Annotated in this window: 13 protein-coding genes; 9 read left to right on the top strand and 4 right to left on the bottom strand. The window is 64.3% G+C overall.

The features are described from left to right. Positions 1 to 47 precede the first annotated feature (47 nt). Complete coding sequence (locus EP237_RS06125) at positions 48 to 713, bottom strand: invasion associated locus B family protein (RefSeq protein WP_127559166.1); 666 nt, start codon at positions 711 to 713, stop codon at positions 48 to 50. Positions 714 to 1,186: 473 nt separating this feature from the next. Here EP237_RS06125 and EP237_RS06120 point away from each other — a divergent pair, with 473 nt between their 5' ends. The 4 genes from EP237_RS06120 to EP237_RS06105 all read left to right on the top strand — a co-directional run bounded on the left by EP237_RS06120 (position 1,187) and on the right by EP237_RS06105 (position 6,330). After that, positions 1,187 to 2,776 (top strand): helicase HerA-like domain-containing protein, encoded by a 1,590-nt coding sequence (locus EP237_RS06120; protein ID WP_127559164.1) that lies wholly within the window; start codon positions 1,187 to 1,189, stop codon positions 2,774 to 2,776. A gap of 266 nt (positions 2,777 to 3,042) precedes the next feature. Then, on the top strand, positions 3,043 to 5,016 hold the full coding sequence (locus EP237_RS06115) for a heme lyase CcmF/NrfE family subunit (RefSeq protein ID WP_127559162.1): 1,974 nt from the start codon (positions 3,043 to 3,045) through the stop codon (positions 5,014 to 5,016). Beyond that, positions 5,013 to 5,474 carry a cytochrome c-type biogenesis protein gene (locus tag EP237_RS06110; RefSeq protein WP_127559160.1) on the top strand — a complete coding sequence of 154 codons (462 nt, stop codon included), beginning with the start codon at positions 5,013 to 5,015 and terminating at the stop codon, positions 5,472 to 5,474. Before EP237_RS06115 ends, EP237_RS06110 begins: the two co-directional genes overlap by 4 nt. A gap of 79 nt (positions 5,475 to 5,553) precedes the next feature. Then, positions 5,554 to 6,330, top strand: coding sequence for an enoyl-CoA hydratase-related protein (locus EP237_RS06105; RefSeq protein WP_127559158.1), 777 nt, complete (start codon positions 5,554 to 5,556; stop codon positions 6,328 to 6,330). Between the two features lie 87 nt (positions 6,331 to 6,417). Here EP237_RS06105 and EP237_RS06100 read toward each other — a convergent pair whose 3' ends face one another. From EP237_RS06100 to ccmI, 3 genes are read right to left on the bottom strand one after another with little or no spacing between them, the layout of a single operon-like run. Then, positions 6,418 to 6,654, bottom strand: a complete 237-nt coding sequence (locus tag EP237_RS06100) for a DUF1289 domain-containing protein (RefSeq protein WP_127559156.1) — start codon at positions 6,652 to 6,654, stop codon at positions 6,418 to 6,420. Next, complete coding sequence (ruvX, locus tag EP237_RS06095; RefSeq protein WP_127559154.1) at positions 6,651 to 7,130, bottom strand: Holliday junction resolvase RuvX; 480 nt, start codon at positions 7,128 to 7,130, stop codon at positions 6,651 to 6,653. The genes EP237_RS06100 and ruvX overlap by 4 nt, the downstream gene beginning before the upstream one ends. Continuing rightward, on the bottom strand, positions 7,127 to 8,407 hold the full coding sequence (gene ccmI, locus EP237_RS06090) for a c-type cytochrome biogenesis protein CcmI (protein WP_240661534.1): 1,281 nt from the start codon (positions 8,405 to 8,407) through the stop codon (positions 7,127 to 7,129). The genes ruvX and ccmI overlap by 4 nt, the downstream gene beginning before the upstream one ends. A gap of 191 nt (positions 8,408 to 8,598) precedes the next feature. Here ccmI and EP237_RS06085 point away from each other — a divergent pair, with 191 nt between their 5' ends. Genes EP237_RS06085 through EP237_RS06065 form a run of 5 tightly spaced genes read left to right on the top strand, consistent with a single transcriptional unit; the run spans position 8,599 to position 14,116 of the window. After that, positions 8,599 to 9,843 (top strand): sarcosine oxidase subunit beta family protein, encoded by a 1,245-nt coding sequence (locus EP237_RS06085; RefSeq protein WP_127559152.1) that lies wholly within the window; start codon positions 8,599 to 8,601, stop codon positions 9,841 to 9,843. 11 nt (positions 9,844 to 9,854) lie between these two features. Next, the gene (locus EP237_RS06080) at positions 9,855 to 10,235 is read left to right on the top strand and encodes a hypothetical protein (RefSeq protein ID WP_164744632.1); all 381 of its coding nucleotides are present in this window, start codon (positions 9,855 to 9,857) and stop codon (positions 10,233 to 10,235) included. Then, positions 10,229 to 10,552 (top strand): sarcosine oxidase subunit delta, encoded by a 324-nt coding sequence (locus tag EP237_RS06075; RefSeq protein ID WP_127559147.1) that lies wholly within the window; start codon positions 10,229 to 10,231, stop codon positions 10,550 to 10,552. Before EP237_RS06080 ends, EP237_RS06075 begins: the two co-directional genes overlap by 7 nt. Further along, positions 10,549 to 13,560 carry a sarcosine oxidase subunit alpha family protein gene (locus EP237_RS06070; protein WP_127559145.1) on the top strand — a complete coding sequence of 1,004 codons (3,012 nt, stop codon included), beginning with the start codon at positions 10,549 to 10,551 and terminating at the stop codon, positions 13,558 to 13,560. The genes EP237_RS06075 and EP237_RS06070 overlap by 4 nt, the downstream gene beginning before the upstream one ends. Further along, a complete protein-coding gene (locus EP237_RS06065; RefSeq protein ID WP_127559143.1) occupies positions 13,553 to 14,116 on the top strand; it encodes a sarcosine oxidase subunit gamma in 564 nt (187 codons plus the stop codon). The genes EP237_RS06070 and EP237_RS06065 overlap by 8 nt, the downstream gene beginning before the upstream one ends. The last annotated feature ends 166 nt before the right edge of the window (positions 14,117 to 14,282 follow it).

Here is a 14,282-nt window from a genome sequence, read left to right as displayed (position 1 = left end):
TCGGATCTGTCCGGGCGGGCCTGTATCTGGTGGACGGGCGGGTCCGGTTACTCGGACGCGGCGCCGTCTTCTTCTGCAGCCGCAGCTGCTGCGGCCGCGGCCTGCAACTGGGCAATCACCTCTTCATTATAGGCTTCCAGGGCTTCGAACCCGGCGGTGAAGCCGGACAGCGACAGCGTCAACGGGACGACCTGATCGGGGGCCTGAAGGGGCACGATGGCAATCCGCGCTTCGCTTCCGGCGCGGAACGCCTGCACATCGGCACCGGTCAGACCGAGGCGGACATAGCAGCCGATCGGCTGGCAGAAGCTGAACGGATAGACCCGCGCCTGACCGCTATCCACGGCCATGCGCAACTGGCCGGTCAGAAGCGTGTCCAGGGGCGTCACGATCGTTGCCCCTGCCATCAGTTCCCCTTCATCGGGAACATCGAACAGGTTGAACTCGGCGACGGAGTTGCCCTGTGCATCGACCAGAAGCTGGTAGAGCTGGCAGGGATCGGGCTGGCCTTCCGGGGCCTGGATGCAGCGCATGTCCCAGTCGCCATGGGTTTCGCGGCTGTAGGCGGTGCCGACCTCACGCTCTCCGAGCGACAGGCCAGCCTGTTCTGCTGCGGTAAGGGTGCTGTCTTCGGTATCTGTGGCCTCCTGCGCGGCCAGCGGGAAGGCAAGGCCAACGGCCAGGATGGCGGCTGTCAGGGAAAGGGTTTTCATCAAAGCGCCTCGTCTGTCTTCGGGTGAACAGGTGGTTTGGCAAATGGCTAACACGGGCGCGCGGCGCTGTCAGGGGCATTTTTGGCGCAGGCGCTGGATTTCGCCCATGGAGGAGCCTGGCGCATCCGGAGGCCGAGAAACAAAAAGGGCCCAGCAACGGGGCCCTTTTCAGTATCTTTTTTCTCTCCCTGTCGGACTGGCCGACTTTCTGGCCCGAACGCTAGGACAGGTGCGCGCGGTCGTCAACAGGGTAATTTACGTTTTTGGTCCGTTTTTCGAACCATTTCGGGACCAGCGCCTTCGAAGCGGAAAAAACCGCGCCGGGCAAAGCCGGCGCGGCCAGTCAACAGGGAGGAAAACCATGGCCTCGGGGTCAACCGGCGGCAAACTTGCCGGGGCCATGACGAGGAGACTGGCACAGGATGGTTAAGATTGTATTGTGCGGGGCGAAGAATTTCAGACAGGGGCAGATCATGTCGGACAGTATTTTCATTGGCGGCGGGGGTGGAGACTACGGCGTGGCGCAGCACATGCTGCTGAAATACGCCAACCGGCATGGTCTGATCGCGGGCGCGACCGGAACCGGCAAGACCGTCACCTTGCAAATTCTGGCCGAAAGCTTTTCCGCCAATGGCGTGCCTGTCTTCCTGTCGGATGTGAAGGGCGATCTGTCGGGACTTGGCGCAGCGGGGAGCGAAAGCTTCAAGCTGCATGACGCCTTCATGGAACGCGCAGGCCGGATCGGATTTGCCGACTACGCCTATCGCGCCTTCCCGGTGACCTTCTGGGATCTCTACGGCGAGGCCGGTCATCCGGTGCGCACGACGATTTCTGAAATGGGCCCCTTGCTGATCTCGCGCCTTCTGGAACTGTCCGAGGCGCAGGAGGGCATCCTCAACATCGCCTTCCGGGTGGCAGACGAACAGGGGCTGGCACTGCTCGACCTGAAAGACCTGCAATCGCTGCTGGTCTGGGTCGGCGAGAATCGTCAGACGCTGAGCTTGCGCTACGGCAATGTCTCCACCGCCTCGATCGGGGCGATCCAGCGACGGCTTCTGGTGCTCGAAGGGCAGGGGGGAGACCGGCTGTTCGGGGAACCTGCGCTGGAACTGACGGATATCATGAAAACAGATGCAGACGGGCTGGGGCGGATCAACATCCTGGCCGCCGACAAGCTGATGGGGTCACCCCGGCTTTATGCGACTTTCCTGTTATGGCTGCTGTCAGAACTGTTCGAGGAACTGCCAGAGGTGGGCGACCCGGACAAGCCCAAGCTGGTCTTCTTCTTCGACGAGGCGCATCTGTTGTTCGACGACGCGCCCAAGGCGCTGGTGGACAAGGTCGAGCAGGTGGCGCGGCTGATCCGGTCCAAAGGGGTGGGCGTCTATTTCATCACCCAGAACCCGGCAGATGTGCCCGAGGATGTGCTGGGACAGCTTGGTAACCGGGTGCAGCACGCGCTGCGCGCCTATACAGCGAAGGACCGCCGCGATCTGCGGCAGGCCGCCGAGAATTATCGCGACAATCCGGGTTTCGATATCGAGGACGCGATACGGGAAGTGAGCGTGGGCGAGGCCGTGACCTCGATGCTGGAGCGCAAAGGCATCCCCGGCATGGCGGAACGCACGCTCATTCGCCCGCCTTCGTCGCAACTGGGGCCGATGGCCGATGCGATGCGCGCAGGCCTGATCGCGACCTCGCCTCTGGCGGGGAAGTACGAGGCCCAGGTGGATCGGGAAAGCGCCTTCGAGATCCTGCAGGCGCGGGCCGAAGCCGCTGCGCGGGAGGCGGAAGAGGCGGAGGCGGTCGAGGAAGAGACCGAGAGCGCGGCAGAGCGCGAATACCGCGCTGGACGGCGCTATTCCGGCAATCGCGTGGGCCGGTCCAGTTCGCGGGTGACCCGAGAGGCGCCTGCCGAGGAACAGCCGCGTCGCCGGTCCACCTCGCGGCGCAGCGATTCGGTCGGCACGGCTTTCGCCAAGAGCTTTGCCCGGCAATTGGGCACCCAATCGGGCCGCGCGGTGGTGCGGGGTATTCTGGGCGGGCTGTTTCGCGGAAGGTAAGCGGTTTCGCCGCCTGCCGGCGTCGACCCGCGAACGGCCCGGCTCGACCCCCGCTTGCGCGGGGGCACTCGCCCGTGCCGTGTTGCCACGGAATTGAGGCGGGGATCGTGGCAGACAGGATGCGGAAACGCCGGTTGCCGCGTCGGATGCCTCCGGCGGAGGTATTTGGGCCAAGATGAAAGGGCACTGCGGCAGGCGGTCACGGAGACGTGTGTGGCGGACGGTTGGGCTTGGCGGTCGGGCATGGCTGCTCTAGGTTGGCAGTCATGATCGTAGAACTCGGACATTTCGCCCTCATCCTTGCCTTTGCCGTCTCGATCTTCCAGACGGTCGTGCCCCTTGTGGGCGCCCATAAGGGCTGGCCCGAATGGATGGCCGCCGCCGCACCTGCCGCGAGCGCGCAATTCCTTCTGACGGCCGTCAGCTTCGGCGCGCTGACCTTTGCTTTCGTGACCTCCGATTTCTCGGTGGCGCTGGTGACCGCGAATTCGCACACGCTGAAGCCTTTGCTCTACAAGATAACCGGCGTTTGGGGAAACCATGAGGGATCGCTGCTGCTCTGGGTATTGATCCTGACCCTGTTCGGGGCCCTGGCGGCCTGGTTCGGAGGCAATCTGCCACCACGTCTACGGGCGCGGGTTCTGGGGATTCAGAGCAGCATCGGCGTGGCCTTCTTCGCCTTTATCCTCTTCACCTCGAACCCGTTCCTGCGGCTGGAAAGCCCGCCGATGAACGGGGGCGACCTGAACCCGCTGTTGCAGGACCCCGGCCTGGCCTTTCATCCGCCCTTCCTCTACCTGGGTTACGTGGGTCTCAGCATGGCGTTTTCCTTTGCCGTTGCCGCCTTGCTGGAGGGCCGCGTGGACGCTGCCTGGGGACGGTGGGTGCGGCCCTGGACGCTGGCGGCCTGGCTTTTCCTGACCATCGGCATCGGGCTCGGGTCCTGGTGGGCCTATTACGAGCTTGGCTGGGGTGGCTTCTGGTTCTGGGATCCCGTTGAAAACGCGAGCTTCATGCCCTGGCTGATCTCGGCGGCTCTGCTGCATTCGGCCATCGTGGTGGAAAAACGCGAGGCGCTGAAAAGCTGGACGATCCTGCTGGCGATCCTGGCCTTCGGCTTTTCGCTCATCGGCACCTTCATCGTGCGCTCGGGCGTCATCACCTCGGTCCATGCCTTTGCAAATGACCCGGAGCGCGGCGTCTTCATCCTGTTCATCCTGGCGTTCTTTATGGGCGGGGCCTTCCTTCTGTTTGCCCTGCGGGCAGGCGCGATGGAGGCAAAGGGCGTCTTCGGCATTGTCAGCCGCGAAAGCGCGCTGGTGCTGAACAACCTGCTTTTGGCGGTGTCCTGTTTCGTCGTCTTCATCGGCACGATCTGGCCGCTTCTGTCGGAGATGTTCTTCGATCGGACACTGTCGGTCGGGCCGCCCTTTTTCAACGCGGCCTTCTCGCCCTTTGTCTTTGTCCTGGCCGTGGCGCTGCCGATCGGATCGGTGATGCCGTGGAAACGGGCCAGTATCGGACGGGCCATGCGTCAGCAGATGCCGGCGGCCGCGCTGGCCGTGGCTGGCGGGTTGCTGGCCTATGCCGTCTTTACCGGGCATTCGGCCATGGGCCCGGTGTTCATCGCGCTGGCGGTCTGGCTGGTGGCTGGGGCGGTCGTCGACCTGTTCACCCGCACCGGGCGCGGGGCGTTTGGGGCGCGGCTCTCGCGCCTGACGCGGCTGCCACGGGCCGATTGGGGCAAGGCGGTGGCGCATGCGGGCTTTGGCCTGACGTTGTTTGGCGTTGCCGCTCTGACCACCTATGAATCGGAAGATATCCGTATTGCCCGGCTTGGCGAAGCCTTCGACGTCGGCCCCTACGAGATCACCCTGACCGATGTTCGCGAACATGAGGGGCCGAACTATATCGCCCTGATGGGAACCGTCGAAGTGGCACGGGACGGAGATCTTGTTTCCACCCTGCATCCGGAGCGGCGCTTTTATCCGGTGGCGGGCATGCCCACGACCGAGGCGGCCATCGACAATGGCGTGTCTCGCGATGTCTATGTCGTGCTTGGGGAACCGCAACAGGGGGGCTTTGCCCTGCGCACCTATATCAAGCCTTGGGCAAACTGGATCTGGGGCGGGTCGATCATCATGGCGCTTGGCGGGCTGCTGTCCCTGTCAGACCGTCGGTACCGGGTTGCGGCCGGGGCACGCCGCCAGGCCGAACCGAAGGGGGTGCCCGCGGAATGAAGCGGCTCTTGCTGATCCTGTGCCTGTTGGCGTCCCCGATCTGGGCGGTTGAACCGGATGAAATGCTGGCTGACCCGGTCCTCGAGGAACGGGCACGGGATATTTCGGCGGGGCTGCGCTGCGTGGTCTGTCGCAACGAGTCGATCGACGAAAGCCATGCGGACCTCGCGCGGGATCTGCGGCTCTTGGTGCGCGAACGGCTGGTTGAGGGCGACAGCGATGACGAGGTTGTGGACTATATCGTCGAGCGCTACGGCGAATACGTGCTGCTCAGGCCGACGCTGACCGGATCGAACCTGGTATTGTGGCTGGCCGGTCCGGGCATGGCGCTGATCGGTCTGGGGCTGGCCTTCGGATATCTTCGCAGCCAGTCACGGCGGAAGGCCGAGGGAGAGTCTGCTCCGACCGGGCTCTCTGATGCGGAACAGGCGCGGCTGCGACAGATCATGGAAGACTGACGCTGCGTTGCCCTTCCGGTCGGGTGGCTTGGCCCCTATCTGTCAGGGCGATTGCGCAAGACCGAGGGAATGCACGGCCATGGACTACCAGACACTTACCAGCGATCTGCACGACGGCGTGGCTGTCATTACCCTGCGGCGTCCGGATGTGATGAATTCCTTCAACACCCAGATGCGGGCCGAGCTGTGCCATGCGGTTCAGGCGGCGGGACAGGCGGCGCGAGTGGCCGTGATCACCGGCGAGGGACGGGCGTTTTCCGCCGGGCAGGATCTGGGTGATACCGGCAATCTCAATGATCTGAACCTCGAAAAACTGCTGCGCGATGAATATTCGCCGATTTTGCGCGCCATTGCCGAGGTGCCGATTCCGGTGATTGCGGCCGTAAACGGGGTGGCCGCCGGGGCGGGGGCCAATATCGCCTTGGCCTGTGACGTGGTGATCGCTGCTGAAAGCGCGTCCTTCATGCAGGCTTTTTCCAAGATCGGACTGATCCCCGATGCGGGGGGCACCTATACGCTGCCGCGCAAGGTCGGCTTCGCCAAGGCCATGGGGTTGGCGCTCTTTGCCGAGAAGCTCTCTGCACGCGAGGCCGATGAGATGGGGCTGATCTGGGAAGCGGTCGATGATGCCAGCTTCGAGGCGCATTGGCGGGCGCGGGCGCATCATCTGGCAAGCGGCCCGACGCAGGCCTATGCGCGGATCAAGCAGGCGATGCGGGAAAGCCTTGGCAATGACCTTGAGGATCAGCTGATGCTGGAGGCCAGGCTGCAAGGTCAGGCCGGAAAGTCCCGAGATTTCAAGGAAGGTGTGCTGGCGTTTCTGGAAAAGCGACCGGCGCGTTTCGAGGGGCGCTAGATCCCGGGCGCGGGGAAGGCTTTTGCAAAAGCCTTGAAAGGATCTTGCAAGATCCTTCCACCGAACATCTTCAGCCGCTTTGCCTCGTTACAACCCGCGCTTCAACCGGGCCGCGCGGCCGCCCCGTCGCTTCTGGATCAGGCTTTGGCGCCCCGGCAGTTCCGCCATGATGCGGCTGCGATCCTCGGGCGACATGCGGCTCCAGGCCCCGATCTCGTCGATGGAGCGCAGGCAGCCGGTGCAGAGCCGCGCCTCGGGATGCACCACGCAGATCTTCACGCAGGGGCTTTCGATTTCGTCGCGTTTCCAGACCTGATCCGTCATCCATCGACACCTTTCAAATGGGCCAGCCTGTCCAGCACCCCTTGCAGGATAAACCCGGCCGCGACATGGTCGATCACCTCTGCGCGACGCTTTCGGGACGTATCCGCCTCTAACAGCGCCCGCTCGGCGGCCACGGTGGACAGGCGCTCATCCCAGAAGGTGATCGGCATGTCCACAAGGCGGTCCAGATTGCGGGCAAAGGCGCGGGTTGCCTGGGCGCGGGGGCCTTCGCTGCCATCCATGTTCATCGGCAGGCCAAGCACCAGCCCGCCAACAGACCGGTGCGTCAGGATCTTCTGCAAGGCCGCAGCATCCTGGGTGAATTTCACCCGCCGGATGGTTTCCAGAGGCGTCGAAACGCTGAGAAACGGGTCGGACACGGCCACGCCGATGGTCTTTGTGCCGAGATCGAGCCCGGCAAGGGCGCGCATGGGCGGCAGGGCGGCGGCAAACGCCGCGACATCCTCAAGGATCACTCGCTTGGCTCCCGCAGGGGGGCATCGTCAGGCAAGGGCACATCGCCGCCTGCATCAAGCGGCGCACCCGCTGCGCGGATAATCTCAAGCGCCGCATCGGACCGGGCAAAGGCGGACAGGGCCTCCTGATAGATCGGCCGCGCCCGATCCGGTTGCCCCAGCACGATATAGGCAGAGATCAGTCGCGCCCATTCCTCGGGCGTGCCGCCCTCGTTGGCCAGACGTTCGGAAAGACCTGCAACCATGCTTTCGATCATCGACTGACGATCCTCTGCCGACATCGCGCCTGCGGCCTCGATATCCTCGGCAGTGGGGCCGGGCTGGTTGGGCAGGGGCGGCTGTGGCAGTTGTTCGACCGAAATGTCATCGCCCGCCATGGCCGCGACAATCTCGATCTGGTCGCGAATGGGGGTCAGCCAGGGCGCGTCGGGCTCGCTTTCGGCTAGCAGGTTGCGCCAGATCGGATAGCCCAGATCGGGGCGGCCCTGTTGGGCATACATCAGCCCGACGTAATAGCGCGCGGCGCCGTTCATGCGATCTTCTTGCAGGACGCTGTTCAGCAGCGCCTCGGCCTCTGGCGAGACGTAGCCACCGGCGGCCATGAACATCATCTCGGCCAGGTCCAGCCGGTGCTGAGCCGTGGCCTCGTCCCCCAAGATCTCGATCAGATGCGCCTGTGCGGTTCGGGCCGCGACATAATTGCCAACGCGCGCCTCCTCGAAGGCCAGAAGGCGCAGCCCCTCCGGTTCATCGGGATGGTCCTGCATGGTTTCACGCAGCTCCGCCACCAGTTCGGCGCGGCGCGGGTCCGGGTCTTCGCGGGTCTGGCTGGGGACGCCCGCCTCTGCCTCCGCTTGGGTCGGTCGGTCGGCACGGGCCTGTTCGACGAGCGATATCCGCGTCTCGATCGGCAGGTCCGGGTAGCCCGGCGCACCGATGGTGTTATAAAGCCCGAAGGCCCCCGCAATCACCACGGCAACGCCCGCCACGACGGCAATGCGCTGCGGACGCCCGGCATGTGCCTCCGCAGTCTGGGCCTGCAATGCGCGGTCGGCCTCCAGCACCCGGCGGGCGACCTCTGTGCGGGTACGTTCGGCTTCGTCCTCGGTCAGGACCCCGCGCGCCAGATCCTTGTCGATCTCGCGCAGCTGGTCGCGATAAATCTGCAGATCATAGGCCGCCGTCGGATCGCCTGCGTCACGAGACCGCCACGCGGCCATGACCAGCGCCGCGCCGATCAGCAAAGACAGCAGCCCTGCCAGCATCCAGAAACCCATGATCCCTCCGCGCATTACGTTCTGGACACATCTATACACGGCACGGCCGTATCAAAAGCCCCAAACCGATCCGAAAAGCGACATCCCCCTGCGCGCCTTGTCGCATTTTCCTTGCGAAATGCCGCCGGGGGGTGGACCGGATCGGGCGCAATCCAGCATGTAGTTCGGGCACGCAGCCGTCGGGGATTACCATGCGCCGTTATTCCGCCTTTGCCATCGCCCGCGAAGCCGCCCGCTACCATCAGGGATGGGAACGGGCCTGGGCCTCGCCTGAGCCGAAAAAGTCCTACGATGCGATTATCGTGGGGGCAGGGGGCCATGGCCTCGCCACCGCCTTCTATCTTGGCAAGAATTTCGGCATCACCAATGTCGCGGTGATCGAGAAGGGCTGGCTTGGCGGCGGCAATACCGGGCGCAACACCACCATCATCCGCTCGAACTACCTGCAGGACGCCTCCGCCGCGATCTACGAAAAGGCGCGCAGCCTTTACGAGACGATGAGCCAGGACCTGAACTACAACGTGATGTTCTCCCCCCGCGGCGTCATCATGCTGGCCCAGACCCATCACGAGGTGCGCGGCTATCAGCGCACGGCCCATGCCAACGCGCTGCAGGGGGTGAAGACCGAATTCATCTCGCCGCAGCGGGTCAAGGAAATCGTGCCGATCATCAACCTCGACGGGCCGCGCTACCCGGTTCTGGGCGGGCTGTGGCAGGCGCGCGGCGGCACCGCCCGGCATGACGCGGTGGCCTGGGGCTATGCGCGGGCCTGTTCCGACATGGGCATGGACATCATCCAGAAGACCGAAGTGACCGGTGTGCGCAAGGAAAACGGCGCTGTCGTGGGCGTGGAGACCTCGCGCGGCTTTATCGGCACCAAGAAGCTTGGCATCGTCGTCGCGGGCCATTCCGGGGTGCTGGCCGATATGGCGGGCTTCCGGCTGCCGGTCGAATCCGTGGCGCTGCAGGCGCTCGTCTCCGAGCCCATCAAGCCCTGCATGGATTGCGTCGTGATGGCCAACACCGTGCATGGCTATATGAGCCAGTCCGACAAGGGCGAGATGGTCATTGGCGGCGGCGCAGACGGCTACAACAACTACACGCAGCGCGGCTCGTTCCATCATATCGAGGAAACCGTGCGCGCGCTCATTGAGACCTTCCCGATGATCAGCCGCCTCAAGCAGCTGCGCCAGTGGGGCGGCATCGTCGACATGACCGGCGACCGCTCGCCCATCCTGTCCAAGACGCCCGTGGAGGGTGTCTTCATCAACTGTGGATGGGGCACCGGCGGGTTCAAGGCGATCCCTGGCTCGGGCTGGGGCTTTGCCGAGCTGATGGCGCGCGGCTACTCGCCGCTGACCGCCGAATTCGGCCTCAACCGTTTCAAGGAAGGCCGCTTCATCGACGAGAGCGTCGCGGCCGGGGTGGCGCACTGATGAACTGTTCAGTGAACGGAATTATGCGTAGTGAAGCGGGCTTCTTCAGTCAGTCGCTCAATGCGCCTTTTGGACAAGGTTTCCAGCTCTTCGTTGGTCAGATATCGCTGCAAACGTCGCTCCTGTCGAACATGTCGAGCGATGAAGACCGCGCCGACAAGTACAGCGATCCCAAAGCCGATAAATGCGATCGTGTTCGCGGTCATTCGTGCGCTTCGTCCCGGTTTTTCGCAACCGCACGCCGTCTGACCCAGATGTCGTACAGCCGACGCAAAACCCAGACATCAACCGCAATGGCGGCCAGGATGAACAATATGATCGCTAGAGGTCCCATACTCAAGAACATGGGCGTTGCGATGTCGCCTATCAAGAAGGAACTGGCACAATGCTGATCCTCGAATGCCCCTGCTGCGGCGTGATGGCCGATGAAACCGAGCTCGCCCCCGGTGGCGAGGCGCATCTCAAGCGCTACGGTCCCGGCTCCTCGGATGAGGACTTCGAGGGCTACCTCTTCCACCGCGCGAACCCCAAGGGCGTGCATTTCGAACGCTGGCGGCATGCCAATGGCTGCGGCAAGTGGTTCCTCGCGGCCCGCTGCACCAACACGCTGGAGGTCTTCGCCACCTATTCGGCCCAGACCCCGGAACCGCCCCAACACGTCATCGACGCCATCCGCGCCAAGCGCCCCGACTGGAGCATTGAGGCATGAGCACCCGTCTGTCTTCCGGCGGTCGCCTGATCGACCGCAGCGCCGCCCGCGACTTCACCTTCAACGGCAAGCGCTTCACCGGCTATGCTGGCGATACACTGGCCTCCGCCCTGCTGGCCAATGGCCAGACGCTGATGGGCCGGTCCTTCAAATATCACCGTCCGCGCGGCGTTGTGGCCTCGGGCGCCGAGGAACCCAATGCGCTGATGGGCATCGGCAAGGGATCGCGGTTCGAGCCGAACCAGCGGGCCACCACGACCGAGCTTTTCGACGGGCTGGAGGCGGAAAGCCAGAACCACTGGCCGAGCCTGGAGTTCGACGTGGGGGCCGTGAACAACAGCCTCGCGAAGTTCTTCCCGGCGGGGTTCTACTACAAGACCTTCATGTTCCCGCGTCCGGCGTGGAAGCATCTGTTTGAACCAATTGTCCGCCACTCCGCCGGTCTGGGCAAAGCCCCCAAGGACCGCGACGCGGACCGCTACGAGCATTTCTATGCCTTCGTCGATGTGATGATCGTGGGCGGTGGCATTGCCGGTCTTCAGGCCGCGCTGACCGCAGGGGCGACCGGCGCGCGGGTGCTGCTGGTGGAGCAGACCGCCCATTGGGGTGGTCGTGCCCCCGTCGATGGGGTCGAGATCGACGGCCAGCCCGCCGATGACTGGATCAAGAACGCCCTGCAAACCCTTGAAGGGATGGAAAATGTCCGCGTGCGCAGCCGCACCATGGCTTCTGGCGTCTATGACCACGGCTATGTTCTGGCCTATGAACGCCTGACCGACCATGCGCCGGAACTGGACGGGCCGCGTCACCGCCTGTGGCGGATCCGCGCCAAGCAGGTCATCACCGCGACCGGCGCGTTGGAGCGGCCCCTGTCCTTTGCGGGCAACGATATTCCCGGCGTCATGCTGGCCTCGGCCGTGCGCGATTACGTGGTGAACTGGGGTGTCGGCCCCGGCGACCGTACTGTTGTTGTCACCAATAATGACGACGCCTACCGCACCGCGCTGGCGCTGCATCAGGCCGGTTTGGCCGTGCCGGTCATCGTGGATGCCCGCGCCACCGTGACCGGCGACCTGCCGGAAGCCGCCCGTGCCGCAGGAATCCGGGTGCTGACCGGCACCGGCATTGCCTCTGTGAAGGGCAAGAAAGCCGTCACTGGCGTGACGCTCTGCGCGCAGGCGGGCGAGGGGGCGGTGACCGATGAGATCGCTTGCGAGGCGGTTGCCATGTCCGGTGGCTGGTCGCCTGTGGTGCACCTCTGGTCCCATTGCGGCGGCAAGCTGACCTGGGACGCGGCGCAGGCCTGTTTCCGCCCCGATCACGACCGCGCGCCGACCGGCCATGACGGCAAGCCCTTCGTCACCGCCGCAGGTGCCGCCGATGGCCTGTTCGGTTCCGCCGAGGCCCTGGCCTCTGGCAGCAACGCGGCGGTGTCCGTGGCCGAGGCGCTTGGCCTCTCCGCAACCGCCTCCGCCCCCTCTGCCAACGATCCGGCGGAAACCCCGATGGAGGCGGTCTGGATCATGCCGCAGGGCGCAGGCCCCTCGAAACGCATGAAGATGTGGCTTGATTATCAGAACGACGTGAAGGTTTCCGACGTGCGGCTTGCCGCGCAGGAAGGCTATGAAAGCGTTGAACATACCAAGCGCTACACCACGCTCGGCATGGCGACGGATCAGGGGAAGCTCAGCAATATCAACGGTCTGGCAACCCTTGCCTCGGCCTTGAACGATGAGATCCCCAACGTTGGCACCACCACCTTCCGCCCGCCCTACACGCCCATTTCCATGGGTGCCATCGCGGGCGAGGCGCGCGGCGAGGTGTTCCAGCCGCTGCGCCGCACGCCGATGCATGGCTGGCACGAGGAACAGGGCGCCTATATGGAGCCCGTAGGCCACTGGCGCCGTCCTTACTGCTACCCCAAGGCGGGCGAAACCCACGAACAGGCGGTCCACCGCGAGGTTCTGGCGACCCGCAACAGCCTCGGGCTGCTCGACGCCTCGACCCTTGGCAAGATCATCGTCAAGGGCCCCGACGCGGGCCGTTTTATGGACATGCTCTACACCAACATGATGAGCACCCTGAAGCCGGGCAAATGCCGCTATGGCCTGATGTGCAACGAAAACGGCTTCCTGATGGATGATGGCGTCGTGGCGCGGATCGACGAAGATACCTTCCTTGTCCACACCACCTCGGGCGGGGCGGAGCATACTCACGCCCATATGGAAGACTGGCTGCAATGCGAATGGTGGGACTGGAAGGTCCATACCGTCAATGTGACCGAGCAATATGCGCAGGTCGCCGTGGTCGGCCCGAATGCGCGGAAATTGCTGGAAAAACTGGGCACCGACATGGATCTGTCGGCCGAGGCGCTGCCCTTCATGGGCTTTGCGACGGGCAAGATCGGCGGCTTCTCGACCCGCGTCTTCCGCATCTCCTTTTCGGGTGAGCTCAGCTTCGAGATCGCCGTTCCCGCCAGTCAGGGCCGCGCCTTCTGGGATACGCTCCATGCGGCGGGCGCGGAGTGGAACGCCACCGCATACGGCACCGAGGCGCTCCATATCATGCGGGCCGAGAAGGGCTTCATCATGATCGGCGACGAAACCGACGGTACTGTGATCCCGCAGGATCTGGGTCTTGGCTGGGCGATCTCGAAGAAGAAAGAGGACTACCTGGGCAAGCGCGCGCAGGAACGCAGCCACATGACCGACCCGACCCGCTGGAAACTGGTGGGGCTGGAAACGGTCGACGGTTCGGTCATTCCCGATGGCTCTTACGCTGTGGCCTCCGGCTCCAATGCCAATGGGCAGGGCAATACCCAGGGCCGGATCACCTCGACCTATCACTCGCCCACTCTGGGCAAGGGCATTGCCATGGGGCTGGTTCTGAACGGGCCGGACCGCATGGGCGAGGTGATCGAGTTCAACAAGGTGGATGGCACGACAGTGCCCGCGAAAATCGTGAACCCGGTGTTCTTTGACCCGGACGGGGAGAAGCAGAATGTCTGACGTCAGTGCATTGATTGGCGCGGTGGCCGAAGGTCGGACCCGCGTGGAAGAGGCAGGCCTTGCCGGAATGATCACCCTGCGCGGGGATCTGTCCAGCAGCAAACTGGTGGCGGCAGTGACCGGCCTGGCAGGCGTCGAGATGCCCGGCCAGCGGGAGATCAAGGCAGGCGATGACAAGGCCATAGCCTGGATGTCACGCGACGAGTTGCTGATCATGGTGCCCCACGAGGAGGCTGATGGGGCCGTGGCAACGCTGTCCGCCGCACTGGCGGGCGAGCATGCGACCGTGGCAAATGTCTCGGATGCGCGCGCGCTCTTTCGGGTGGAGGGGCCCCATGCGCGCGAAGTGCTGGCCAAGCTGGTACCGGTCGATCTGCACCCCGAGAGCTTCCGGGCAGGAGAGATGCGCCGCACCCGCATGGCGCAGGTGCCTGCGGCGATCTGGCAAAGCGGCGAAGATCAGTTCTCGGTCATCTGCTTCCGCTCGGTCGCGCAATATGTCTTCGACCTGCTGGCCTTGTCGGCCAAGGACGGCTCGGAAGTCGGGTATTTCTGATCGTCGACGGTGCGGCGGGAAAGCGGTTTCGAAACCGCTTCGTCACGCGCCTTCGAAGGCGCGTTGGAAAGGGCCTTCGAAGGCCCTTTTTTCATGGCGCTTCGAAGCGCCATCCCGGGCCGTCGGCAAGGGCGGCGCACATTGGCCGAGACCGGTCACCTGTATT

The organism is Nioella ostreopsis (assembly GCF_004000255.1).
In the GTDB taxonomy this organism is placed as follows: Bacteria; Pseudomonadota; Alphaproteobacteria; order Rhodobacterales; family Rhodobacteraceae; genus Nioella; species Nioella ostreopsis.
The sequence above is the reverse complement of the archived record's forward strand: the minus strand, read 5'-3'. Positions and strand labels throughout refer to the sequence as shown.

What these genes read in the sequence shown, in the direction of transcription:
- EP237_RS06125 (WP_127559166.1), bottom strand. Translation starts at nt 713, where the DNA reads ATGAAAACCCTTTCCCTGACAGCCGCCATCCTGGCCGTTGGCCTTGCC.
- EP237_RS06120 (WP_127559164.1), top strand. Translation starts at nt 1,187, where the DNA reads ATGTCGGACAGTATTTTCATTGGCGGCGGGGGTGGAGACTACGGCGTG.
- EP237_RS06115 (WP_127559162.1), top strand. Translation starts at nt 3,043, where the DNA reads ATGATCGTAGAACTCGGACATTTCGCCCTCATCCTTGCCTTTGCCGTC.
- EP237_RS06110 (WP_127559160.1), top strand. Translation starts at nt 5,013, where the DNA reads ATGAAGCGGCTCTTGCTGATCCTGTGCCTGTTGGCGTCCCCGATCTGG.
- EP237_RS06105 (WP_127559158.1), top strand. Translation starts at nt 5,554, where the DNA reads ATGGACTACCAGACACTTACCAGCGATCTGCACGACGGCGTGGCTGTC.
- EP237_RS06100 (WP_127559156.1), bottom strand. Translation starts at nt 6,654, where the DNA reads ATGACGGATCAGGTCTGGAAACGCGACGAAATCGAAAGCCCCTGCGTG.
- ccmI (WP_240661534.1), bottom strand. Translation starts at nt 8,407, where the DNA reads ATGGGTTTCTGGATGCTGGCAGGGCTGCTGTCTTTGCTGATCGGCGCG.
- EP237_RS06085 (WP_127559152.1), top strand. Translation starts at nt 8,599, where the DNA reads ATGCGCCGTTATTCCGCCTTTGCCATCGCCCGCGAAGCCGCCCGCTAC.
- EP237_RS06075 (WP_127559147.1), top strand. Translation starts at nt 10,229, where the DNA reads ATGCTGATCCTCGAATGCCCCTGCTGCGGCGTGATGGCCGATGAAACC.
- EP237_RS06070 (WP_127559145.1), top strand. Translation starts at nt 10,549, where the DNA reads ATGAGCACCCGTCTGTCTTCCGGCGGTCGCCTGATCGACCGCAGCGCC.
- EP237_RS06065 (WP_127559143.1), top strand. Translation starts at nt 13,553, where the DNA reads ATGTCTGACGTCAGTGCATTGATTGGCGCGGTGGCCGAAGGTCGGACC.